The sequence below is a fragment of the Aquicoccus porphyridii genome (assembly GCF_008369105.1).
Classification (GTDB): Bacteria; Pseudomonadota; Alphaproteobacteria; order Rhodobacterales; family Rhodobacteraceae; genus Aquicoccus; species Aquicoccus porphyridii.
In genome coordinates, this window is sequence record NZ_VINQ01000003.1 from 47350 (window position 1) to 71096 (window position 23747).

Consider the following 23747-nt stretch of genomic DNA (forward strand, 5'->3'; position numbering starts at 1 on the left):
GCGCTTACGGGTCTGGCCCTGAAGCATCGGCAGGTGCAGGCAGATCGAGACGCTGTTCGCCCAAGGTGATACCCTCCGCCCTCAGGGCTGATGCGAATTCGCCGAGATGCCATATCTCTTCGATATGCCATACACCGGGCCGCGCAGCGCCGGGCCACGCCAATGCCACATGGGCTGCGATCAATGCGGTGATCGCGGCTTCGGCCCGCCCATCAAGCGTCAGACGATGGCGAAGCGGCCCGTCAGCGCCATGCCCGACGGCCTCGACCACTAGCGAGGCGCGATCAGAGCCGAGACGAAACCGGGCCATGCTCCAGCGGAGAAGGTTGCGAAACACGGGACGTTTGGCCAGCCGGGCCAGCAGCCGCAGCGTGGCCCGGGTGATCAGGGGCGAGGCCAGACCAAGCCGGGTGGTGACGTTCTCCAATGCGTGGCGACGCGCCAGCACATGCTGATCGGCGAAGGCGAAGGGCATGGTCTGAACCATCGTTGCCCCGGGGCCAAACCCCATCGGCCGCACATCATCCGGAGTCAGACGGCGCATATTGTCCAGCGTCCAGTCGACCGCCGCCGCACCATGCGCATCGCCAAGGCCCAGAAGCACACCGATGGTCACGGCTTCGACCTTCTCCATCCGCGCCACGGCCGCGCGCGCCATGAGATTGCTCAGCCCCGGCGCGAGGCCGACCGAAAGCACCGCGCAGCCGCCATGATCGCGGGCAAGCTCGTCCAGCCCCTCAATCCGGCGAAGGACCGCATCCGTGGCCGAGATGTCGATATAACCCAGCCCCCGTTCAAGCACATGGGCGGGGAAATCTGCGTTCACCAGATCGACACAGACAACGACGGTGCCGATTCCCGCCAGCGCCGCATCCCAGCTTTCGGGTTTGTCCAGATCCATGACCGCCCAGCCGCAGCCGAGTTTCGCAGACTCAACCGCGGCCCGGCCCGCGTCACGCCCCGCAACACGCACGCCAGCCTGCCCGGCCCGGATCAGCCGAGCGGCGATCTGGCGGCCGACATGACCGTATCCGCCTATGATAAGAATTCCTGCCATTGCTTGTCTCTCACCGTTCTGGCTCCGATATTGGTGCCATGAACGGTCATGAAGCACAGCGAATCGAGACTATCCAAACGGAAAGCCCTGCCAGCAGTATGCCCCGCAGAGAGCGCCGTCCCGCCGAATGTCTGGCCGAGGATTGGCTGGCCTTTCTGGGGCATCGCTGGAACGCGCTCATTCTGTGGCACCTGACCGAGGGGCCGCTGCGCTATGGCGAGTTACAGGATCGGCTGCCCGGCATCACGCCCAAGGTGCAAAGCGAGCGACTCGCGGGGCTGACGCGGCGCGGTCTGCTTGTACGCTCGGTCAGCAATGGCTTTCCACGCGAAGTGACCTACCGGCTGACGGCGCAGGGCCAGGCATTGGGGCCGATCATCCTGCAGCTTTACGAGTGGGCAAAGGCAAGCAGCCCGGAGGCCGAGAACATCACATAAACCAGGGTCTGAAACCTTGCAGTATCCCGGCGCCCGCTCGTGTTCGAAAGCCTCGGCGTTCGCCCGTCGCGGGGATGCTGGCCCGATTCATGCGAATCGACACGGGTAAAATGCGGCTGTGCGATTGCGATGGCTGGGTCACTCCTCCTGGTCGAGCCACGCTTCAAACCGCCGCTGGCGTAGATCGCGCGTATGGGCATTCCATGCACTGTCGCGGATCAGCGCGCGCCCTGCGTGCTGTGGCGCGTTGGGCAGATGGACGCGCATCGGCACACCGGTTACCGGGTTCAGCCCGATCTGTGCGAAGGCGGATTTCCGGGTGGGGCCATACGGAATGAGTTCCGAGAACCGCGCCATGCTGGCGGGGCGCAGGGCGAAGGCAAGGAAATCGCGCGCCGCCTGCGCCCGGTCAGTGGTGGCCGGGATCGCCCAGACCTCGGTTCCGATGATCCGGCCATCCCAGACGATATTCACGGGGGCCGCGTCGCGCGTCGCCATGTCGAAAAACCGGCCGTTGAACCCGGACGCCATCACTGCGCGCCTCTCCGCGAGCATTTGTCCGGGCTCGGCCGGATCGTCCCACCAGATGATATCGGCGCGGATCGTGTCGAGCGTGCGAAAGGCGAGGCGCAGCCCCCGATCGGTGCTGAGCAGGCCATAGACCTGTTCGGGCGGCACGCCTTCGGCCAGAAGCGCCCATTCCAGGATGCCATCGGGGCTACGCTGTATCGCACGCTTGCCGGGAAAACCTGCGGTGTCGAAGAAATCCCTGATCCGCGTGGGTTTGATGCCGGGAAAGGCGCGTTCGTCATAGGCCATCACGCGGGCATAGACGTTCTGCGGAATCGCGCAGCGGGTGGATGCGCGGGGGCTGAAATCCTCCATCGCGGCACGCCCGACAAGCGAGGGCGCATCGAGCCGCAGCAACAGCCCTTCGGCGCAGGCGACGCGCGCCTGATCGGCAAGCATGTCGATCACGTCCCAGCCCTCGGGTCCACCGCGTTCACGCAACGCCGCGACAGTGCCGTCATATTGCACTGCCGCGACCTTGCGGCCCGTGGCCTCGGTAAAGGGTGCGAAGACCGCCTGCCGCTGCGCCGCCTCGTAGGCACCACCCCATGTGGCGACGGTAAGTTCCTGCGCCGGAACCGGGCCGCAGAGCACGATCCAGAGGGCGGCGAAACTAGAGCGCAGCATTCTCTTCCTCCCTGATGCGAGCCACATGATCGAGCCACGCACTCACCATATCCGCCTCGGACACGGCACCGAGATAGCGCCCGCCCTCGCGCGTAACGACAGGCACCGCGTCGCCGACAAAGCCACGCATGCGCTCCATCGCGTCGGCGAGGTTCGTGTCGTCCTCGAAGGTGAGTGTCGCGGGCTGTTGCCCCTCGGATGGGCTGTAGACGCCGACAAGCTGCCCCTCGGCGCCGAGAACGAAAGCTTGCCGCCAGCCACGGTCCAGGAGGCGCCTGGCGACATCTTCGGGCGTATCTTCGGGGGTCATCGTAACCGCGTCCGCGCTCAGCAGATCGCGCACGGGCAACTCTGCCAGATGCGCGCGATCCCGCCCCTTGGAAAAATCCATGCCGCGCCGGGCCAGTTGAATGTCAAACAGCGACCGGCCGAAAAGGCGGTGCGAGACGAGATTGGAAAAGACCACCGCGACCATCGCGGCGATGGTGATGTCGTAATTGCGGGTCAACTCGAACACGATCAATATGCAGGTGAGCGGTGCGCCGATCACGGCGCTGGCAAAGGCCATCATTGCACCGATGGCATAGACCGCTACACCCGAGGTCGGGATGCCCCCCGCACCCGAAACGAGTGTCCAGAACAGCGCCCCGATGAGACTGCCGATGAGCAGTGCGGGACTGAACACACCGCCGGAAAACCCCGCGCCGATGCAAAGCGCTGTGAGCGTGATCTTGGCGAGAATGAGCACAATCAGTTCGCCCTGCCCGAATGCCCCTTCGATGGTGGCAAAACGCAGCGTTTCGGTGCCGATGCCCAACACATCCGGCAGCGCAAGCGCCGTCAGCCCCACCACCAGACCCGCCACGCCGGGGCGCAGCACGGGATTCGCGATCAGGCCAGCCATCCACGGCCCGCAGGCCAGCACCAGCCGCATGAAGCCAATCGCGGCGAGCGCGACTACCAGCCCCAGAAAGGCAAAGAGCACGAATTCATAGCCATGCCCCACACCCGGAAACTCTACCAGAAAGAGCGCGGGTCGCTCGAAGATCACGTTGGCGATGACATAGCCCGTGGCCGAGGCCACCGTGACCGGCGCGAAAGCCTGTGTCGAGTAGTGCCGCAGCACGACCTCGTGCGCGAAAACCAGCCCGGCAATGGGTGCGTTGAAGGCGGTGGCGATGGCCGCCGCCACACCGCAGCTCATCGCGATCCCGTCGAGATTGGGGACGTCCGCGCGCAGTCGGCGCGCCGCACCGCCAAACAGCGCACCGAGATAAACCATCGGGCCATATTGCCCAACCGAGGCGCCAGTACCGAGCGACAGGATCGCAGTGAGGGTGGAGACGATCCCGCTGCGCGTGTCGGGCAGCGGGCGATGGAACTGCACCGCACGGATCACGTCGGGTGGCCCAAGTGGGCGGCGCTCAGGCGACAGGTACCGATGCACGACCCCCACGATCAACCCCCCCAGCGTCGGCACCAGCAGCGTTGCGAGGATGATGAGCCACGGCAGCCTTTCCCATTGCACCCGCGAGCGTGGCGCAACCAGAAGGGCCGAGTTGAGCCCCGATACCAGCTCGACAAAGATAATCGCCGCGAATGAAGCCGCCGCACCGACGCAGAGCGCCGTTACCGTCAGAATGATCATGCGGATCACGGGCCGCGCGGGTTTCCTGTGAGGTGCGACACTCATGCAGGCATATTCCGCATTCGGAGCGGGCGGCACAAGGCTTTGACGGAAAAAGGCATGGCGAGGGGTTCAAAAGCCTTTTCCCGGGCCTGCCCGTCGCGCCAGACCCGATAACGCCTGTCGACATGTCCTGTGCCATGGCCTCGCCCCCGCACCGTCACGTCAGCGTCAAGACCAATCCAGGTCGATACTTATGAATAATCGAGGCTCGAAAACCGGATATCTTGAAGCCCGATTTCGCATCATTGACAAACTGCGGCGGTCGGGCGCAGGGTGACATCACTCACCCGGGGAGTCCCGACAAGGGGCTGAGATACTGTTGGCGCAGGTTTGCGCAGCGCAGTGACCCGACGAACCTGATCCAGTTCACACTGGCGTAGGGATGGTGCACGGGCTGCGCGGCTTTGCCGAAACAAATGAGCGGATCACGCGCAGTCACCTCCATTCGACGCGGAACTGGGTCTCCAACGCTTTGAGCTATGGAGGCTCTGACCGATGAAAGACCTGCCCCCAACCGTCACAACCGGCCCACTACCGGCCTCGCGCCGTGTCTGGCACTGTGGTGTGCTGCACCCCGACATCCGCGTTCCCATGCGCGAGATCGACTTGCACCCGACTGCGGGTGAGGTGCCTGTCACCGTTTATGACAGCTCTGGCCCCTATACCGATCCCGACGCCGAAATCACGATCGCGCGCGGTCTGCCGCGTCCGCGCGCGGCCTGGACAGAAGCGCGCGGCGATACCGAACACTACGAAGGTCGCCATGTAAAACCCGAGGACAACGGGTTTGCCGAGGGCACGCGGCTGGTGCCGGAATTCCCGGTGCGCCACACGCCGCTGCGCGCGCAGAAGGGACGCGCCGTCACCCAGATGGCCTATGCCCGCGCGGGGGTCATCACGCCCGAGATGGAGTTTGTCGCCATCCGTGAGAACATGGGACGTCAGGCCGCGAAAGAAGCGTTGACCCGTGATGGTGAGGGTTTCGGTGCCGAGATCCCCGATGTCATCACGCCGGAATTCGTGCGCAACGAGGTGGCACGAGGTCGGGCGATCATCCCCGCCAATATCAACCACCCCGAGGCCGAACCGATGGCGATCGGACGGAACTTCCTTGTGAAGATCAACGCCAATATCGGCAATTCCGCTGTCACCTCGTCCATGGCCGAGGAAGTCGAAAAGATGGTCTGGGCCACCCGCTGGGGTGCCGATACGGTGATGGACCTGTCGACGGGGCGCAACATCCACAATATCCGCGACTGGATCATCCGCAATTCACCGGTGCCGATCGGGACCGTGCCGCTTTATCAGGCGCTGGAAAAGGTCAGTGGTGTGGCCGAGGATCTCACATGGGAGGTGTTCCGCGACACGCTGATCGAACAGGCCGAGCAGGGGGTGGATTACTTTACCATTCATGCGGGCGTGCGGCTGCACATGATCCCGATGACCGTCGACCGGGTGACGGGGATCGTGTCGCGCGGCGGTTCGATCATGGCCAAGTGGTGCCTGCATCATCACCGCGAAAGTTTCCTCTACGAGCATTTCGACGAGATCTGCGATATCGCGCGGGCCTATGACGTGTCGTTCAGCCTTGGCGACGGGCTGCGCCCCGGCTCGATCGCCGACGCCAACGACCAGGCACAGTTCGCCGAGTTGGAAACGCTGGGAGAACTCACGCAAATCGCGTGGGCCAAGGATTGCCAGGTGATGATCGAGGGGCCGGGCCATGTGCCGATGCACAAGATCAAGGCCAACATGGACAAGCAACTCGAGGTTTGCGGTGAGGCGCCGTTCTATACGCTTGGGCCGCTTACGACCGATATCGCGCCGGGATACGATCACATCACCTCTGGCATCGGCGCGGCGATGATCGGCTGGTTTGGTACGGCGATGCTGTGCTATGTCACGCCCAAGGAACACCTTGGCCTGCCCGACCGGGATGATGTGAAGACCGGGGTCATCACCTACAAGATCGCGGCCCATGCGGCCGATCTGGCCAAGGGGCACCCGGCGGCGCAGATCCGCGATGACGCCGTTTCGCGCGCGCGGTTCGAGTTCCGCTGGGAGGATCAGTTCAACCTCTCGCTTGATCCGGAAACCGCGCGATCCATGCATGACGAAACCCTGCCGAAGGAGGCGCACAAGGTGGCGCATTTCTGTTCGATGTGCGGGCCGAAATTCTGCTCGATGCGGATCAGCCACGACATTCGCGCAGAAGCGCAGAAGGAAGGCATGGAGAAGATGGCCGAAAAGTTCCGCGAAGGCGGGGAGCTCTATCTCCCGCAGGAGGATGCGAAATGAGCCAGACACCCGGAACTCTTCTGACGGCGCTCAGAGCCGAGCCGCCGCTGGTGCAATGCATCACCAACTACGTCGCGATGAACGTCTCCGCCAACGTCCTGTTGGCCGCTGGTGCCAGCCCGGCCATGGTCTCGGATGTCGAGGAGGCGCAGGAATTCGCCCGCATCGCGGGGGCGCTAACGGTGAACATCGGCACGCTCTCGGGCCCTTTCGTCGAAGGGATGCGCGAAGCCATCGCCGGGGCGCAACAGGTCGGGAGGCCCTGGGTATTCGACCCGGTGGCCTGTCAGGCGACCGGCTATCGCCGCCGGGTCTCAGCAGAGCTGGTTGCCCTGCGCCCCACCATCATTCGGGGCAACGCTTCGGAGATCTTGTCGCTGGCTGGCGAGGCCAGCCGGGGACAAGGCGTGGACGGGCGCGACGCGGTCGAGGCCGCCGAAGATGGCGCGCGCAGGCTGGCGCAGCAAAGCGGCTGCGTCGTCGCGGTCACGGGCGCGGAGGATTTCGTCACTGACGGCGAACGCGCGATGCGGGTCAAGGGCGGGTCTCCGTGGATGCCGATGAATACCGCCATGGGCTGTTCGCTAACTTGCTTGTGCGGGGCCTATGCGGCGATCGCGAAGGACCCGTTCGATGCGGTGGTGGGCGCCCTGGCGCATTTTGCCGTGGCGGGAACCCGCGCGCATGAGCAGGCCGAGGGACCGGGGAGCTTTGCGCCGCGGTTCCTCGACGCGCTTCACGCTGTGACGCCCGACCTGCTTGATGCCGAGGCGCAGATTCACGGTATGGACGGAGGCACTGCATGAGGTGTTTCGACCTCTCGCTCTACCTCGTTCTCGATCCCGGCCTTTGTGCCGGGATCGGGATGGTCGAAACCGCCCGGGCAGCCGTGGTCGGAGGCGTCACGATGGTGCAACTGCGCGACAAGGAAGCCGACACCAAACGGTTGATCGAGACCGGCCGTGCCCTGAAAGAAGCGCTCGCCGGCACCAACGCAAAGCTGATCGTCAATGACGACGTCACCGCCGCCGTCGCCATTGGCGCGGACGGGTTGCACATCGGTCAAGACGACATGACCGTCGCGGAGGCACGGGCGCGCATCGGGGCGGATGCGATCCTTGGCCTGAGCGTTGAAACGCCTGAACTGGCCGCAGCGGTCGATCCCGCGCTGGTGGACTATATCGGCGCCGGGCCTGTCTTTGCCACGCCGACCAAGCCGAATCACAAGCAGCCGGTGGGGTTCGACGGGCTCGCCCGACAGATCGCGGCGAGCCCGGTTCCTGCCGTCGCCATTGGCGGGCTCAAGGTGATACATGTGGCGCAGGCGATGGCGGCCGGGGCACGGGGTGTCGCCGTGGTCTCGGCCATCTGCGGTCAGCCAGACCCGGAAACGGCGGCGCGAGCGCTCGCGGCTGAAATCCGCATCTTCCGCTCACGGCGCTCGGAAAATGGATTTCATAAAGGGTAGTTTGAGGGCGCCGGGGAACCAGAGCTTTACCATCCGACCGGGGCTGAGGTGACGGGCCAACAGGAGGCCTCCTTGGTCAGAACCGGTGCTCCAGCAGAAATGCGGTGTGCATGACCTGCCTCTCATCGCCCTGCTTTTGCATCGGGCCACAGGTGGTGGAAATGATGCACCGGGCCGTGACCGTGTCCGGCGTCGAGCGCATCGCTTGCCACCGGGACCATGCAGAAAATCGGTGCTCTCTGCTCTGTCTTGCAGGTGCCCGCCTTCAGAAGCGCCCGTTCGGCCCCAAGGCCAGCAGATCGAGCACGACATAGCGCGCCGCATGGTGGGGCAGACGATCCGCAACCGTTTCGGCAATCGTGCGAACATTCGCGATCATGGCTGCACCTCGCCCATCAGGCCTGCCGCCCGCCGCGCCACGTCGGCGACGTCGAGGCTCAGAGCGAGGCCGGACCTGTCGAGATCCCCGAGCCGGACCCATCGCGCTTCCAATGCATCGTCGTTGGCGATCGGCTCTCCCGAGATCCAGCGGCACAGCACGGCGATCAGGATGAAGTGCCGGCGCAACCCGCCACCCGCGTCCCGGTCGAAAGCATCCACGGCGGTGAAGACGTGTAGCGCTTCGGCCGTCACGCCGGTCTCCTCCAGCAGTTCACGCAACGCGGCATCGGGGATCGTCTCTCCCGCTTCGATCTTGCCGCCGGGAAAGCCCCATCGCCCGACATCGGGTGGATTGGCCCGCTGGACCAGAAGCACCTCGTCGTTGCGTATCACCGCGGCGATTGCCGCCGCGATGGGGCGTGCGGGCGTGGCGCGGTCAGGGTCTGCGGTGGGTGTCGACATGGCGGCCTCGTGTTTTGAGACCGGCAAAGGAGAGAGCGCGTTGATCCCGTCCCTTCGCCGGTATGATCCGGATCAGGTTCAAAGGGTCACTGCGCTGCGGCCGGTCGGACAGACCGCGCCACCAGCAGAGTCTCAGCCCTTTGTCAGGGCCCCCCTCGGCCGGTTCAGGGTATCAGTCCGCTTCCGAGAATCAACGCGGTTCTTCGAAGGCCCATTCAATGCCGCAGACGCCGAATGTCTCGCGCGGCTGGCTTGCACGGGTTGGATCATACCTGTCCACGTTCGACGCGAGAACCCGGATCGGCTATGGGGCAATCGACGTCGTAGCGCCGCCCCGCGCCTGTTGACGTTCAGGGATCACAAGCCACTTTCGACCCTGCCGTTATTCTCCGACATCGAGCGCCCCTTCCACATAGCCGATCTTCGGTCGGCGAAATCCCATCGCGGCCCAGGCACCGAGCAGGCGGACGAAGAATCCCGCCGAATGCTTCTTGAGGTTGGGCACGTCGCCGGGCAGCGCCGACGGGTCTTCAAGATCGCCTGTCATTGTGCGCATCTGAAGCGGTGGAAGAGTGTCAGCGGGCCATAGGTGGCCGTAAAGGTCGATCCAGTGTCCCTCGGTGAAGTCGAGGAACATCGGCGTATTGCAGCAGGCCGCTATCACCCGACGGGTCTTGGTCTTCTGCGTCAGGCGATACTCCCGCAGGTTGCCGGCCCCCTTGACGCACCGGACGCGATCCTTGCGGTACATCTCCATTCGCATACCGCCGGTCGATTCCCTTAGAGACAGCGCGCCCGGCAAAGCCTCCAGCACGTCCGCTGCAGTCCGGCACGATGTGCAAAGGCACTCGGTGCTCATGATGGGTGTGCTCTCGGCCTCCATCCGGACCTCGCCGCAGCGGCATTGCAATTGTGTTATGTTGTTCATGCTTCAACCTCATCGGGCACGTTGAAAAGACAGCGAATGTACCGATCCAGATGGTCGAGACTTTCGCGGGCAAGATCGGGGTCGTTACCGGCCTTGGCCAATACAAATCCTCCCTGGATGACAGCCTGCGTATGGCGGGCGAGACTTTCCGGCGTCCAGTCGCCCTGAATCCGGCGGGCCTGCATTGCCGCCCTGATATCTCCCTCCAGTGTTGCGGCATGTCCGAATATGCTCTTCCCGCAAGCCTCACGGATGTCGGGCGAGATGGCATAGACCTCCTGAGCCATGGTCCCGACCAGACAGGTGAATTCGGCAATCTGGCCAACGATGATCGCCCTGCGGAAAGCGACATAGGCCAGCACACGGTCCAATGGATCATCAGGCAGGTGATAGGGTGCCGCCGCGAAAAACGCCGATGTTGTCTCGGTCCAGTATTCAGCCGCCGCGACGCCGAGGGCTTCCTTGGAGTCGAAATGATGAAAGAAGGCACCCTTCGTCACTTCGGCCTGCTTGCACAGGTCGTCAACTGTGGTGGCGGCGAATCCCTTCGAACGAATGATATCTTGGGCCGCCTCAAGCAAGCGGGTGCGGGCATTGCCGCGCTCAGGGGAGAGTTTCGATGGCCTTGGCATGAGATATACATACCATTTAGTTTGTATTTAGTTCAATCCAATCTTGCACCCATATGCTTGTAGCTACAAGTATTATCAGCTACACAAGGCCCCATGACGATTCCACGATGGGAGGGAAGTGATGTGCCAAACAACAGCGCATGGCCTGACACGTCGCCGCGCACTGGCCGGGGCTACCGCTCTGCCGCTGGTTCTTGGTTGGGGTAACCCGGTGTTGGCAAATCAATTTGATAACCTGCGTGGCATGCTGGATCAGCCCGTCACCTCGGAGCGGGTGCCGGGACTGGTTGCGCTGATCGCGCGCGAGTCGGACGTCTGGACCCATGTTGCCGGGGTGCGCGATCTGGAAAGCGGTGCGCCGATGCAGCGTGATACGCTGTTCGCAGTGGCCTCTATCGGCAAACCCCTGACGGCGGTTGCGGCGCTGATGCTGGTACAGGATGGCGTGCTGGGGCTGGATGAACCGGTGGATCGCTGGCTGCCGGAACTGGCCGCGCCGCGTGTACTGCGCCAGCTGGATGGTGAGTTGGACGATACCCTGCCCGCGACCCGTGCCATAACCCTGCGCGACCTGCTCAGCCAACGCATGGGGCTGGGTATCATCTTCGCCGACGTTCCGCTGGCAAGACAGATGCAGGCGCTTGGCGTCGCCCCGGGGCCAACGATCTTTGCCGAGGATGCAGGCACCTTTATGGCGCGGCTGGGTTCATTGCCGCTGGCCCATCAACCGGGCGAAAGATGGCTCTATCACACCGGGCTGGATGTGGCGGGCGTGCTGGTGGCGCGGGCAAGTGGGATGTCGCTGGGGGAATTCCAGCGCCGACGCATCTTTGAGCCTCTGGGCATGGCGAATACCGGATTTTCCGGCCGCGCCGACCAGTTGGCAACCCAGTATTCACCGAATGCAGAGACCGGCGCGCTGGAACTTTGGAACTCAGCCTCGGGGGGCAGTTTCGCGCAACCGCCCGCATTTGAGGCCGGGGGCAGCGGCCATGTTTCGACCGTCGATGATTTCCTGGCCTTCGGGCGGTTCCTGCTGGCCGGTGGCATGGCCGGAAACCAGCGGCTGTTGTCGGCGGAACTGGTGGCCGAGATGTTGCGCGACCAGATCACACCGGCGCAGAAAGCAGCCTCGCCTTGGTTTCCGCCGGATTTCTGGGACACGCATGGCTGGGGGCTGGGCGTGGCGCTGCGCACTGCGCCGGAAAACGCGCGTGGCCGTTTCGGCTGGTGGGGCGGGTTCGGCACCGCCTTCTGGTGCGACCCGGCCACCGATACCGTCGCCGTCCTCTTCACCCAACGCATGATGACCGCCCCGGACGATGCGGCATTTGCGGAAACCTTCATTAACGCGGCCCTTGACGCGCCATGACAAAGCGAGAGCGCCCTGCACATGCCTGAACTGACCCTGACAACCTTGAACTGGGTGCCCGACTTGCCGCGCGGCTATGTCCGCGACCTGCGTGTGCGGTGGGCGCTGGAAGAGGTCGGGCTGCCCTACCGGGTGCAAAGTGTGCCCTTCATACCAAGCGCGCCATTTCGCGAGCTGGACGCGGAGCAGATCGCGCAGCAGCCTTTCGCACAGGTGCCATGGTTGAGTGATGGCGACCAGACGATCTTTGAGTCGGGTGCGATCCTGCTCTATCTGGGCGAACGCAGCGCGGCCCTGTTGCCGACCGACCCGCACGCGCGCCAGCAGGCGATCAACTGGGTCTTTGCCGCGCTCAACTCGGTCGAGGCGGCCAGCCTGCCTTGGTCGATCTATCAGTTCTCGAATGACACGGAGCAAACGCCGGGGCGCAAACACCTCGATGCCTTTCTGCAGGCGCGGCTGCAATATACCGAACAGGTTTTGGCTGGCCGCGAATGGCTGGCGGGGGAATTTTCGATCGCCGACATTCTGATGGCCGACGTCCTGCGCCTTGTGCATCGCTTTGACGGGCTGGCCAATGTCCCCGCCTGCCGCGCCTATGTCGCCCGCGCAACCGCCCGCCCCGCCTTTGAAAAGGCTTATGCAGACCAGATGGCACATTTTGCGGCGGAGGACTGAACACGCCCAAAAGGCGACCAGACGGGAACGGATGCCCGACCGCGACAAATAGGAGGATATCACCATGATTACACCCCAGATCGTATCACGCGAAGAATGGCTCGACGCCCGCAAGCGCCACCTGGAACACGAAAAGGAAATGACCCGCATGCGCGACCGGCTCGCGCAGGAGCGCAGGGCGCTGCCATGGGTCAAGGTCGAGAAACCCTATGTCTTTCACACGCCCGAGGGTGAGAAGGGTTTGTCGGACCTTTTCGATGGCCGCAGCCAACTCATCATCCACCACTTCATGTTCCATCCTGACTGGGACGCGGGCTGCAAGAGTTGCTCGTTCGACGCCGACCACGCCGAGGGCGCGCTGGTGCATCTGGCGAACCACGACGTTTCCTATGTGCGCGTCTCCCGCGCGCCGCTCGAAAAGATCATGGCCTACAAGAAGCGCATGGGCTGGCGGGCCAGATGGGTGTCGTCTTTCGGGTCGGACTTCAACTATGACTATCACGTTTCCTTCACGCCGGAAGAACTGGCCAAAGGCAACGTGTTCTACAATTACCGGCGTGACGAAGGATACGACGAACTGCCCGGTCTCAGCGTCTTTTACAAGGGTACAGACGGCACCGTCTATCACACCTATTCGAGCTATGCGCGCGGCAACGAAGAAGTCATGGGGGCCTACATGTATCTCGACATCACCCCGAAAGGCCGCAACGAAAACAAGATCATGGACTGGATTCGCCGCCACGATGAATACCCGGCGTCACAGTGACTGCAATAACCGCTGGTTAACCCTCGCATCCTACCGAGGACATCGTCAGTGCACACCTCAGGTTACTTTCGCAACCGGCACCCCGGCCTGTCACACGGCATTCTCATTCAGATGCCGCAGCTTGTCAGGATTGCGGACAATCCACACGGCGACGATTTTGCCCGCCCGGATGCCGATAGCCGTGGTTTGCAGCACATTCCCCGGCTCTCGCGTCACGAAGCCCGGCACACCGTTGATCGTCCGGAGCGGCGGCAGGGGCGGCGGCGGGAGGTGGCGTTTGCGGGCAAGGCCAACAAACAGCCCCGCCGCCCGTCTGCGCCCGCGCAGCACGTTGATCGCTGCAGGCACCTTGCCGCCGCCATCGGTATGAACCTCGATCTCTTCGGCAAAGAGATCCGTCAGCGCCTGCATGTCGCCGGTGCGAGCTGCGCGCCAGAAGGCCGCCACGATCGGTGCGGATTGCTCTGGGGGCAGCGCCGGGCCGGGTTCTGCCCCCGCCATGCGTTTGCGGGCGCGTGACACAAGCTGACGGCAGGTTGCGGGCGTGCGCCCGACCACGGTTGCGATCTCGTCAAAGGAATAGTCAAAGGCATCGCGCAACAAGAACGCCGCGCGCATTTCCGGGGTCAGCCGGTCAAGGGTCAGGATCAGCGCGATCCCCACATCCTCGGCCACGATCCAGCTTTGCTCGGCGTCCGGCGCATTATCCTGAACCAGCGGATCAGGTAGCCAGGCACCGACATAGTGTTCACGCCGCGCCCGGGCCGATTTGAGGTGGTCAAGGCACAGCCGGGCGACAACCGTACCCAGAAAGCGGGCCGGATCAATTATCCCGGCAAGCGGCCTTCCCGCAAAGCGCATCCACGCCTGTTGCAGGATGTCTTCGGTATCCGCCACCGACCCCGTCATGCGATAGGCGAGTCCCGCCAGGCGGCGGCGCTCGCGCTGGAACAGCATCAGGTGCGGGTCAGTCTGCATCACTGCGCAAGGGATGCGGCGCGCGGAAACCAACCGCAAACCGGTTCCAGGCGTTGATTGCGTTGATCACCAGCGTGAGATCCACGCATTCCTGGGGCGTGAAGGCGTTCGTCAACGCGGCGTAATCCGCGTCCGGCGCACCGGTGGCCTCGATCCGCGTCAATGCCTCGGCCCAGCCAAGGGCTGCGCGCTCACGCGCATTAAACGCCGGGCTTTCACGCCATGCGGCCAGCACATCCAGCTTTTGCTGCGACACGCCCGCGCCCCGGGCCTCGGGCGCGTGCATGTTCAGGCAAAAGGCACAACCGTTGGTTTGCGAGACCCGCATCTTGACCAGTTCACGCAACGCAAGCGGGATCGAAAGCGCGTGCGTTTCGGCTTCAAGGGCCAGCATCGCCTTCACCGCTTTGGGCGAGGCCTGGTGGTAGTTCAATCGCTCGGTCATCTGTAGCTCTCCGTTCTCAAGTCTGACAGAAAGTAAGACGAGATGAGGACGCGATTTGTGACAGGCTCGCGCGCTCTATGGACCGTTCAGCGCGTACCCGGCGCCGGACCGACGAGAGCCGCCAGCAGATCGCGCACCGTCGCTTCGTAAAGCGGCGCATCCGCCCCGCCTTCTATGGCCAGCGCGGCGCGGTCGAACATTGCCGATACAAGGTCTGCAAGCGCATCGACCCGCCCGACCGTCGCGGCTCCTCCCAACGCCTCTGCAATGCCCAGCCGCAGCTCGCGTCCGCCGGTTTCAAGGTCGATCCGGCGCATGGTTTCAGGGCTTAGAGTGGCCGGCCCTTCCAGCAACATCAGCCGAATCCGGCCCGGCGCACGCATGGCGGCAAAATAAGCCCGCGCACCATCGTTGAGCGCGGCAAGAGGGGTCTGCGCATCGGCCGAACCCGCCTCGATCTCGGCTGCGATCTGCGCGGCCTCGGCCTCCACCACCGCCAGAAACAGCGCCTGCTTGTCCTTGAAATGATGATATAGCGCCCCACGCGTAAGCCCTGCCCGCGCGACCACTTCGGGCGTGCCGGTAGCGGCATAACCCTTTTCCAGAAACAGCGCGCGGGCGGCCTTGATCAATGCGCGACGGGTTTCCTGGCGGCGGTTCTGATTGGAACGCCTCTCTTGCATACATACAGCCTGTATGTTAATTCATAAATACATACACACTGTATGCTTTTTACACAGGAGCGCAAGCGATGAAAATCACCCAATATTACCCCGTCCTCATGGTGGCCGATGTCAGCGCAACCAGTACTTTCTACCAGGCACATTTCGGCTTTCGCGCGCTGTTTGAAGCCGATTGGTATGTGCATCTGCAATCCACAGAGGATGAAAGCGTCAATCTGGCGATCCTGGACGCCAGCCATGAAACCATCCCCGAAAGCGCCCGCAACCGCCCGGTATCCGGCGCTCTTCTCAACTTCGAGGTGCCGGATGTCGATGCCGTTCATGACGCGCTGACGGCAAAGGGCCTGCCAATCCTGCTTTCACTACGCGACGAACCATTCGGCCAGCGGCACTTCATCACGCACGATCCGAACGGGGTTCTGATCGACGTGATCACACCGATTGAACCAAGCGCGGAATTCATGGCCCAGTATGCCGCTGATGCCCTGCCCAGCTAAACCGACTGCAACGCTGCGCGCCCCCGGCAAGCGGGGGCCGCAGCGCGGACAGATCCTTATCCGCTTGACGCAATTGCGCGTTTCGACGCGGCCTGGGGCGGCGTACCAAAACTTCATGTTGCTTCCGATTTTCTCGGCCGCGGACGAGTAGACCATGCCGCCCCCTCCTTGATGACAAGCGAGCAGCCGAACGTCACGGTATAGATTCTTGCGGCACCCATATGTCCTGTTGCCAAGGCAAACCCGATGTTATCAACGCGCGTCTCGTCCGGGACACGGTTCCACTCAGGCCGGCGTGTGACGTTGTATCCGACAATGCATCACCCTCCCCTTTTCGACCATCGGTCGTGCCTTCGGTAACACCTGCATTTCAGGAATGATGGTTGTCGCAGCCCAGGCCGAGATCGGGCGAAACCTACAAAAAGTTTGACTCCATGAGATCTGTGTGTACTTGGTGTATACGTGTCGACATGAGATATACCTGTGGAGGATTTTAGAATGTTGGGTTCCAACCCCGGGTTCCAAAGGGAAGGCGGATCAGTTTGTGAGATTCTTCGGGAAGACATTCTGTCCTTGGCCATAGCACCTGGCTCGACGCTTGAAGAAAAGGTGCTGGCCGAAAAATACCAGGTTTCCCGCACGCCGATTCGCGAGGCTTTCATCCGGCTTGCCGCGGAGGGCTTAGTGGAGTTTCGCCCACGGCGAGGTGTCCAGGTCATTCCGATCATTTTGCCGAACCTGCCACGATATCTCGAGACATCCAGTCTGATCCAGCGCAGCCTGGTGAGGCTGGCGGCCTTTCGGCGACACAAGCGCGATCTGTCCAGGATTGCCAACGCCATTGCCGAGTTGCGGGCCCATACGGTGCAAATCGACATCCATGACTATGATTCGGTCATACGCGCCGCAGCCTCGGAAAACGCCGCGCTGCATGCCATCGCCGAGGGCGCGCACAACGTATATCTTCTGGAGATCTACGAAAAACTCCGCCTTCAGGGCCAGCGCATGTTGCGGCTCGCCTTCTGCTACTGCCCGAAAGGGGAGGTCGATGTGGCGGAGTTTGCCGGTCTGCGCGTCCAGCGCATGGAAGACCTGGTGGATCTCATTCGCGACGGCGATGCCGATGGGGCCGAAGCGCAAAGCAGGCAACTGCATTCCGACATGGTCGAACGACTGATGGCCTATCTGGCCGAAGATCTGACCGAAGGTGTCGAAATCGAAGCATCGGAGCTCGGGGGGCAAGCTCCGGAATAATCTCGTTGCAAGATCAATGCCCATACCCAACAGGAGGAAAAACATGTCTGTCACTGGAATGACTATCAAGACCTTAGCCGCGGCCCTAACAGTCAGCGCAATTGCGGTCACAGCGCCCGCGCCGGCCTATGCCCAAAACGTTGTCAAGCTTGCGCATACGGAAGGCGAAGGCGATCTCTTGCTGAATCCGTACTGGACCTTCACGGAGGTCTTCGGGCGCGCCCTCGAGGCGGAAAGCAACGGTCGCTACAACCTCGAGGTTTTCCCGAACAAGCAGCTTGGCGATCTTGAATCCCTGGCCGATCAGACGGCGCGGGGCCTTGTGCAGATTTCAGCCGGGTTGAGCGCGGGCCACTTGGCGAGCTATTTCCCCGATATCCAGATCCTGGAAATGCCCTACAGCTTTCCCAGCACAGAGGTCGGGCGCATGGTGCTCGATGGCCCGTTCGGGCGCGAATTGTCCGATGCGCTGGCCGCCGAAAGTGGCTTGAGGGTTCTGTCCTATCTGCCGTCTGCCTTCCGCAACTTTTCCAACTCGGTGCGCCCGATCAAGACTCCTGCAGATATGGAAGGTCTGAAAATCCGCGTGCAGCCGATCCCGGTGCATCTGGAGATCGTCAAGGCGCTGGGGGCCTCGGCCACGCCGATTGCCTGGGGCGAACTGTATAACGCGCTGCAAACCGGTGTTGTCGACGGTCAGGAAAATGCGCCTTACACAATGCTTCTGGCCAACCTGCACGAGGTTCAGAGTTACTACACGCTGGATCGGCACCTTCTGAACATGCCGATGGTGGTGATTAACGACGCATACTACCAGTCGCTGGGCGCCGAGGATCAGGCGATCTTCCGGTCCGCCGCGCGTCAGGCCTCTTTCGCCATGCTGGGCATCATCAAGGCCAAGGAATCTCAGGATCTTCAGACCATCGCCGCAGCAGGTGTGGAAATCTATCAGCCGACCCCGGCGGAATTCCAGCAATTCGTCGACGCCACGCGTGAACCGTTGCGTGCCGTGCTGTCCGAAAAGGTCGATGCTGCCTGGTTCGACAAGCTCGATGCCGCAATCGCAGAGGCGAAGGCCGAACTGGCCGCACGCTGACGCATAGACGGGCCCGCATGCGGCTACATGCGGGCCCGCTTTCTGCTTATGCATTTCCACCCACAAGGAGGATCGACCATGCGGCTTCTCGCGATGACAAGCTTCTGGCTGGCCTGGGCCGCGTCACTGGTGGCGCGCCTGATGCTGGTGGCCGTCGCCCTGATGATCGTGGTGCAGGTGGTCCTACGCTTTGGCTTCTCCTATTCCCTGCCGTGGCCCGAAGAGGCCGCACGCTACCTGATGATCTGGATCGTCATGTTGTCCGGCTCGCTTCTGGTGCGTGACGACCAGCTGGTGCGCGTGGATTTTCTGGATTACCTCTGGTCGTCGCGCCTCATGGTGTGGCGCAATCTGACCTTCCGCCTGCTTCTGGCGGTGATGCTGGGCGTGCTGGTCTGGCAAGGCTGGGACCAGGCGACTTTCGCGATGCGCCGCACCACCACCGCACTTCAGATTTCGTGGTTCTGGGTCTATCTCGCGATCCCCGTCGGGGGTGCGCTGATGCTGATCCAGATGCTGGCCCGCGCGGTCGAGGAAATTTCAACAGGCCAGGTCAAGGCCGCAGATATCGGGGAGAGCCTCTGATGAGCATTGCCCTTCTTTCGGTCATTGGCATGCTCTTCGTGCTGCTTTTGCTTGGCAGCCCGGTGATCTTTGCCATCGGCTTCGCCGCGCTGTCCTATTTCTACGTGGCACCGGGAATGGACTCCATGGTGTCGATCTTCGCCCACAAGTTTTTCACCGGCATGGATGTGTTTATCTGGCTCTCGATCCCGCTCTTTATCATCGCGGGCGAGATCATGACCGCGACCAACATGACCGAACGGCTGCTTTCCTTTTCCCGGCTGCTGGTGGGCCGGATGCGCGGCGGGCTGGCCTATGTGAATGTTGTCGGCTCCATGCTCTTTGGCGGGGTTTCCGGATCGGCATTGGCGGATATCGCGGCGCTTGGCCCGGTTGAGATCGACATGATGAAGCGCGATGGATATCCCAAGGATTTCGCGGCGGCACTGACCGTATGCTCGGCCGTTCAAGGGCCGATCATCCCGCCCAGCATTCCGCTGATCATCTTTTCCAGCCTCACCAACACCTCGGTCGCGGCCTTGTTTCTTGCCGGGGCCATTCCCGGCGTGATGCTGGGCCTGGGCATGATCATCGTGGTGTTCATCATGGCGCGCCGGCGTGGTTTCTCGGCCAGTCCGATCTCGGGCCTGACGATGCGCCTCGCGCTGACCATCGTGATCGAGGCGTTCTGGGCCCTGTTCATGCCGCTGATCATCATCGGCGGTATCGTCAGCGGCGTCTTCACTGCGACCGAGGCCGCCGCAGTCGCAGTCGCATATGCCCTGCTGATCGGTTTCGTGGCCTATCGAAACCTCACCCTCAAGAAGCTGTGGGAGATCCTGGACCGTTCGGCACGAACCACCGCCTCAATCTATCTGATCGTCGGCTTTGCCACCATCATCAGCTGGATCATGGCCAACGAACGCCTGCCCTCCGAGCTCGAAGGCTTTATTGCCGAGGTCGGTCTGCCCTTGTGGATACTGCTGCTGGCGCTGAACCTGTTTTTCCTGATCAACGGGCTGTGGATCGGCGACGCGGTGCAATTGCTGCTGTTCGCGCCCCTGTTCACACCGATTCTTGCGCAGATGGGTGTGGACCCGATCCATTTCGGGGTGATCATGGTCATGAACGTGATGATCGGCCTGCTGACACCACCTTATGGGCTGGGGCTCTATCTGGGGGCCGCTGTCAGCGGCGAACCGTTGGGCAGGATCGTGAAATCCAGCCTGCCTTTCCTGGGATCATCTCTCATCGTCCTGATGCTTGTGACCTATATCCCCGCAATTTCACTGACACTTCCACGCCTGTTCGGCTTTCTTCCGTGACTGAAAAGGACCAAAAATGCTGACCTCCAAAGATCTGATCAACCTCTACCCGGCGCTCGTGACGCCATTCACCGACGATGACAAGGTTGATACCGCGGCGCTCACACATCTCGTTGGGCGCATGTTCGACGGCGGGGCGCAGGGTGTCGTGCCGCTGGGCGGAACGGCGGAATACACGGCCCTGAGCCCCGCAGAGCGGCGCGCCGTGGTGGAATGCACCGTGGCGGCGTCCAAGGGCCGGGGGCCTGTCGTGGCAGGAGTCCTGTCACCGGGATATGCCGAAGCCAAGGCCGAAGGGCTTGCCTACAAGGCCGCCGGTGCGGATGCCATCATGTTGCTGACGCCCTTCTACGCGATGGGCGATCAACCGGGGATAGCCGCCTATATTCGCCGGTTCCGCGCCGAGGTGGACCTGCCCATCGTTCTCTACGAGATCCCGGCGCGCACCAACATAAGCCTCGCGCCCGAGACGATCGCGGCATTGGCCGAGGATGGCACCGCCATCGGCATCAAGTTCTCGAATTACGATGTCCCGCGTTTCGCGCGCATTGCCGGCATGGTCGGTGACGATTTCGCGATGATGAGCGGCGAAGAGCCATTGGTCGCCACGCATATCCAACTGGGTGCATGTGGCGCGGTGCTGGCCACGGCCAATCTCTTCCCGCGCTACTGGTCGCATCTGTTCGAACTCGCGGCAAAGGATTCGGCAGCGGCGATTCGCCATCAACTCGCCTTTCAGCCGGTTCTCGACGCGGTATTTGCCGAGGCCAATCCAGGTCCGCTGAAAGGCGCGATGGAGATCATCGGGCAGCCGGTCGGCACCGCGCGCCTGCCGCTTGTGCCACCTTCCCCGCAGACGGAACGCCTCCTGCGTGACGCACTTTCCCTCTTTCAGCCGGAATGGGGCGATGCGCAACAATGAACCCGAGCATATCCGCGCGCTGACCGAACTGGCGGGCGGGAACGCGGTGCGGACCGGCTCTGACGCCACAGCGCACCTGACCGACTGGCGCGGTCGTCACAAGGGCAAGGCGATGGCCGTCGTCCTGCCCGCCTCGACCGAGGACGTGGCGCGCGTCGTGCGCTACTGCCGAGAAAACCGGATCGCGGTCTTTCCGCAGGGTGGCAATACCAGCCTCTGCGCCGGAAGCGTTCCCCCCGAAGACGATCGTTGCTGCATCGTGCTGTCCACCGATCGCCTGCGCCGCCTGCGCGAGATCGATGCCGCGGCGGATGTCGCCATCGTCGAAGCGGGTGTCACCCTCGCGGCGCTACATGATGCCGCGGAAAGTGCCGGTCGCCTGTTCCCGCTCCGGCTGGGATCCGAAGGCACCGCCCAGATCGGCGGCCTTATCTCGACCAATGCGGGTGGCACGGGCGCGGTGCGCTACGGTGTTATGCGCGACCTAGTGTTGGGACTCGAAGCGGTGCTGCCGGACGGGTCGGTGGTCAGCCGCCTGGGCGGATTGCGCAAGGACAATCGCGGCTATGACTGGAAACACCTGATGATCGGTGGTGAAGGCAGCCTCGGCATCGTTACCGCCGCCGCCGTCAAGCTGTTCCCGGCGGTGCGCGATTCTGCGCATGCGGCCTGTATCGTCTCGGACCCCGACGCGGCCGTGGCCCTGCTCCAGCGTTTGCGGGCGCGTTTCGACACCGCGATCCACGCTTTCGAACTGGTATCGGGCGGCGAGATCGACCTCGCACTGCGCCATGTCGAGGGGTTGCGCGCACCATTCACACCGACACCGCCCTGGATCGTGATGATCGAACTGGGAAGCTCCGATTCAGAAGCCGGGTTGGACGAAAAGCTGACCGGCTTTCTCGGGCGCGTTCTCTCGGAGGGAATGATCGAGGATGCTGTGATTCCGGCGAGCGGACAGCAGGTGAACGAACTTTGGGCTGTCCGTCATTCCCTGTCGGAAGCAAACAAGAAGGCCGGTCACGGGATTGTCTTCGACGTGGCGGTTCGCATCTCCGACGTGCCGCGTTTCATTCGGGAATCCACACAGATCGTCAAGGATCACACGCCGCTGGCAGACCCTGTCTTTGTCTGCCACTTGGGGGACGGGAATGTGCACCTCATCGCTATGATTCCGCGGGAAGTCGTCCCGGCATCCGGTATTCTGGAGCCCCTGGTCCATGGCCTGCAAGACAAGGTGCATGACCTTGCCGAACGTCTTGGCGGATCGTTCAGCGCCGAACACGGAATCGGGAGAAAACTGGCAGATGAAATGGCGCGGCGGCTGCCGCCCGCGGAAATGCGGTTGATGCATGCGATCAAGCAGGCCCTCGATCCGCACGGTGTTTTTGCACCAGACGTGCTGCTTACAAGCAAGGCCGAGTCGGAACCCGCCCGGATGATCGCTGACGATGATCAAACCCCGCCTCGGTAGCTTTGAGCAGATGCGTCGCCGCGCGTGGAGACGTCTGCCGCGCGGTCTGTTCGATTATATTGACGGCGGCGTCGGACGCGAAGCCGCTCTGCGGGCTCTGCGTGCACGTCTCGACGCGGTCACGATCGAGCCGCGCGTGCTTCGCTCGAATGGTAATCGCGAGATCGGGTGCTCTCTTCTCGGATCGGAATACCGTTTTCCGCTGGTGATCGCGCCCACCGCCATGGCGGGACTCGTGCAGCATGATGGTGAAATCATTCTGGCGCGCGCGGCCGGTCGGTTGGGCATTCCATTCTGTCTTTCGACGCAATCCATCACCTCTGTAGGTGCCCTGCGCGCCGCCGTTCCGGAGGTCGATATCTGGATGCAGATATACCTTTGGGAAGACCGTTCCTTGTCGCAAGGGTTGCTTGAACGCGCTCGTGCGGCTGGCGTGAAGGTGCTCATTCTGACCGTTGACACACCCTATGGTGCGCGCAAGCCGTGGAACGACCGAAGTGGTTTCGGGATGCCATTCCGGCTCAGCGCACGCAGCCTGACCGATCTGGCGATGCGGCCCGGCTGGCTGGCACGGTCCATGTTGCCCACACTCCTGAAGGGTGGACTGCCCGGCCTCGAGAATTATCCCGAGGGGCTGCGCCCTCGGCTGCTCGGCCAGCCACCCGATCCGCGCGTGATGCTGCGCCGTGACCTCGGGTGGGAGGATGTGGCATGGGTGCGAAAGTCATGGGATGGCCCCATCCTGCTGAAAGGGGTGTTGAGCGTCGCGGATGCAAAACGGGCGATGCAGGAAGGTCTTGAAGGTCTGATCGTCTCCTCGCACGGTGCGCGGAATTTCGATGCGGCACCGGCCCCCATAGATTGCCTGCCCGGCATCGCTCTGGCGGTCGGCAAGCAGATGACCATCCTCGCCGATAGCGGCCTGCAGAGCGGGCTTGACCTATTGCGCTTTCGTGCGCGGGGTGCGGAGGCCGGCATGACCGGCCGCTTGCCCCTTTGGGCGCTTGCCAGCGGTGGCGAAGCCGCCGTGACGACCGCTTTGGAGAACCTGCGGCAGGATTATATCGAAGCGCTGGACTTCGCCGGCATTTCGTGAGGATCATCCGACAGGGTAAAGGGTGCGGCGAGCCGATCTTCACCGAT

24 protein-coding genes and 2 riboswitches are annotated in these 23747 nt (G+C 62.9%); of the genes, 15 read left to right on the top strand and 9 right to left on the bottom strand.

Annotated features, from left to right (window positions below; genetic code table 11):
* Nucleotides 1–4 precede the first annotated feature (4 nt).
* Nucleotides 5–1057 (bottom strand): saccharopine dehydrogenase family protein, encoded by a 1053-nt coding sequence (locus FLO80_RS05460; protein WP_111362577.1) that lies wholly within the window; start codon nucleotides 1055–1057, stop codon nucleotides 5–7.
* A gap of 98 nt (nucleotides 1058–1155) precedes the next feature.
* On the opposite strand from FLO80_RS05460, the gene FLO80_RS05465 reads away from it, so the two are divergent.
* Entirely contained in the window at nucleotides 1156–1494 is a 339-nt protein-coding gene (locus FLO80_RS05465) for a winged helix-turn-helix transcriptional regulator (protein WP_111362578.1), read from the top strand.
* 138 nt (nucleotides 1495–1632) lie between these two features.
* Here the strand turns inward: FLO80_RS05465 and FLO80_RS05470 are convergent, their stop codons facing one another.
* The gene (locus tag FLO80_RS05470; RefSeq protein WP_188078219.1) at nucleotides 1633–2691 is read right to left on the bottom strand and encodes an extracellular solute-binding protein; all 1059 of its coding nucleotides are present in this window, start codon (nucleotides 2689–2691) and stop codon (nucleotides 1633–1635) included.
* A complete protein-coding gene (locus FLO80_RS05475; RefSeq protein ID WP_111362580.1) occupies nucleotides 2678–4384 on the bottom strand; it encodes a chloride channel protein in 1707 nt (568 codons plus the stop codon). Before FLO80_RS05475 ends, FLO80_RS05470 begins: the two co-directional genes overlap by 14 nt.
* A 275-nt stretch (nucleotides 4385–4659) precedes the next feature.
* A riboswitch (TPP riboswitch) is annotated at nucleotides 4660–4782 on the top strand.
* A gap of 94 nt (nucleotides 4783–4876) precedes the next feature.
* Here FLO80_RS05475 and thiC point away from each other — a divergent pair.
* From thiC to thiE, 3 genes are read left to right on the top strand one after another with little or no spacing between them, the layout of a single operon-like run.
* Nucleotides 4877–6679, top strand: coding sequence for a phosphomethylpyrimidine synthase ThiC (gene thiC, locus FLO80_RS05480; RefSeq protein WP_111362581.1), 1803 nt, complete (start codon nucleotides 4877–4879; stop codon nucleotides 6677–6679).
* On the top strand, nucleotides 6676–7485 hold the full coding sequence (thiM, locus tag FLO80_RS05485) for a hydroxyethylthiazole kinase (RefSeq protein WP_111362582.1): 810 nt from the start codon (nucleotides 6676–6678) through the stop codon (nucleotides 7483–7485). The genes thiC and thiM overlap by 4 nt, the downstream gene beginning before the upstream one ends.
* Nucleotides 7482–8147, top strand: coding sequence for a thiamine phosphate synthase (gene thiE, locus FLO80_RS05490; protein ID WP_111362583.1), 666 nt, complete (start codon nucleotides 7482–7484; stop codon nucleotides 8145–8147). Before thiM ends, thiE begins: the two co-directional genes overlap by 4 nt.
* A gap of 375 nt (nucleotides 8148–8522) precedes the next feature.
* Here thiE and FLO80_RS05495 read toward each other — a convergent pair whose 3' ends face one another.
* The 3 genes from FLO80_RS05495 to FLO80_RS05505 form a co-directional block, all read right to left on the bottom strand.
* Nucleotides 8523–8990, bottom strand: a complete 468-nt coding sequence (locus tag FLO80_RS05495; protein ID WP_111362584.1) for an NUDIX hydrolase — start codon at nucleotides 8988–8990, stop codon at nucleotides 8523–8525.
* 32 nt (nucleotides 8991–9022) lie between these two features.
* Nucleotides 9023–9156, bottom strand: a riboswitch (TPP riboswitch).
* Between the two features lie 216 nt (nucleotides 9157–9372).
* The gene (locus tag FLO80_RS05500) at nucleotides 9373–9918 is read right to left on the bottom strand and encodes a GFA family protein (protein ID WP_188078220.1); all 546 of its coding nucleotides are present in this window, start codon (nucleotides 9916–9918) and stop codon (nucleotides 9373–9375) included.
* Nucleotides 9915–10499, bottom strand: a complete 585-nt coding sequence (locus tag FLO80_RS05505; RefSeq protein ID WP_246156580.1) for a TetR/AcrR family transcriptional regulator — start codon at nucleotides 10497–10499, stop codon at nucleotides 9915–9917. The genes FLO80_RS05500 and FLO80_RS05505 overlap by 4 nt, the downstream gene beginning before the upstream one ends.
* A 295-nt stretch (nucleotides 10500–10794) precedes the next feature.
* Here FLO80_RS05505 and FLO80_RS05510 point away from each other — a divergent pair, with 295 nt between their 5' ends.
* The 3 genes from FLO80_RS05510 to FLO80_RS05520 all read left to right on the top strand — a co-directional run bounded on the left by FLO80_RS05510 (nucleotide 10795) and on the right by FLO80_RS05520 (nucleotide 13366).
* A complete protein-coding gene (locus FLO80_RS05510; RefSeq protein WP_111362586.1) occupies nucleotides 10795–11922 on the top strand; it encodes a serine hydrolase domain-containing protein in 1128 nt (375 codons plus the stop codon).
* Between the two features lie 21 nt (nucleotides 11923–11943).
* The gene (locus tag FLO80_RS05515; RefSeq protein ID WP_111362587.1) at nucleotides 11944–12600 is read left to right on the top strand and encodes a glutathione S-transferase family protein; all 657 of its coding nucleotides are present in this window, start codon (nucleotides 11944–11946) and stop codon (nucleotides 12598–12600) included.
* A 64-nt stretch (nucleotides 12601–12664) separates the two neighbouring features.
* On the top strand, nucleotides 12665–13366 hold the full coding sequence (locus tag FLO80_RS05520; RefSeq protein WP_223145456.1) for a DUF899 domain-containing protein: 702 nt from the start codon (nucleotides 12665–12667) through the stop codon (nucleotides 13364–13366).
* A gap of 90 nt (nucleotides 13367–13456) precedes the next feature.
* Here FLO80_RS05520 and sigJ read toward each other — a convergent pair whose 3' ends face one another.
* The 3 genes from sigJ to FLO80_RS05535 form a co-directional block, all read right to left on the bottom strand.
* Nucleotides 13457–14344: an RNA polymerase sigma factor SigJ gene (gene sigJ, locus FLO80_RS05525; protein ID WP_111362588.1), complete on the bottom strand. Its 888-nt coding sequence runs from the start codon at nucleotides 14342–14344 to the stop codon at nucleotides 13457–13459.
* Nucleotides 14334–14789 carry a carboxymuconolactone decarboxylase family protein gene (locus FLO80_RS05530; protein ID WP_111362589.1) on the bottom strand — a complete coding sequence of 152 codons (456 nt, stop codon included), beginning with the start codon at nucleotides 14787–14789 and terminating at the stop codon, nucleotides 14334–14336. Before FLO80_RS05530 ends, sigJ begins: the two co-directional genes overlap by 11 nt.
* 86 nt (nucleotides 14790–14875) lie before the next feature.
* Complete coding sequence (locus FLO80_RS05535) at nucleotides 14876–15472, bottom strand: TetR/AcrR family transcriptional regulator (protein ID WP_111362590.1); 597 nt, start codon at nucleotides 15470–15472, stop codon at nucleotides 14876–14878.
* Nucleotides 15473–15570: 98 nt separating this feature from the next.
* On the opposite strand from FLO80_RS05535, the gene FLO80_RS05540 reads away from it, so the two are divergent.
* From FLO80_RS05540 to FLO80_RS05575, 8 genes are all read left to right on the top strand, one after another.
* A complete protein-coding gene (locus tag FLO80_RS05540; protein ID WP_246156581.1) occupies nucleotides 15571–15969 on the top strand; it encodes a VOC family protein in 399 nt (132 codons plus the stop codon).
* A 498-nt stretch (nucleotides 15970–16467) separates the two neighbouring features.
* Nucleotides 16468–17223, top strand: coding sequence for a GntR family transcriptional regulator (locus FLO80_RS05545; protein ID WP_111362592.1), 756 nt, complete (start codon nucleotides 16468–16470; stop codon nucleotides 17221–17223).
* 178 nt (nucleotides 17224–17401) lie between these two features.
* The gene (locus FLO80_RS05550; RefSeq protein ID WP_223145457.1) at nucleotides 17402–18319 is read left to right on the top strand and encodes a TRAP transporter substrate-binding protein; all 918 of its coding nucleotides are present in this window, start codon (nucleotides 17402–17404) and stop codon (nucleotides 18317–18319) included.
* A 78-nt stretch (nucleotides 18320–18397) separates the two neighbouring features.
* The gene (locus FLO80_RS05555) at nucleotides 18398–18904 is read left to right on the top strand and encodes a TRAP transporter small permease (RefSeq protein WP_188078221.1); all 507 of its coding nucleotides are present in this window, start codon (nucleotides 18398–18400) and stop codon (nucleotides 18902–18904) included.
* Complete coding sequence (locus FLO80_RS05560; protein ID WP_111362595.1) at nucleotides 18904–20208, top strand: TRAP transporter large permease; 1305 nt, start codon at nucleotides 18904–18906, stop codon at nucleotides 20206–20208. The genes FLO80_RS05555 and FLO80_RS05560 overlap by 1 nt, the downstream gene beginning before the upstream one ends.
* A 16-nt stretch (nucleotides 20209–20224) precedes the next feature.
* Nucleotides 20225–21130, top strand: coding sequence for a dihydrodipicolinate synthase family protein (locus FLO80_RS05565; protein ID WP_111362596.1), 906 nt, complete (start codon nucleotides 20225–20227; stop codon nucleotides 21128–21130).
* The gene (locus FLO80_RS05570; RefSeq protein WP_111362597.1) at nucleotides 21117–22604 is read left to right on the top strand and encodes an FAD-binding oxidoreductase; all 1488 of its coding nucleotides are present in this window, start codon (nucleotides 21117–21119) and stop codon (nucleotides 22602–22604) included. The genes FLO80_RS05565 and FLO80_RS05570 overlap by 14 nt, the downstream gene beginning before the upstream one ends.
* The gene (locus FLO80_RS05575; protein WP_111362598.1) at nucleotides 22582–23700 is read left to right on the top strand and encodes an alpha-hydroxy acid oxidase; all 1119 of its coding nucleotides are present in this window, start codon (nucleotides 22582–22584) and stop codon (nucleotides 23698–23700) included. The genes FLO80_RS05570 and FLO80_RS05575 overlap by 23 nt, the downstream gene beginning before the upstream one ends.
* The last annotated feature ends 47 nt before the right edge of the window (nucleotides 23701–23747 follow it).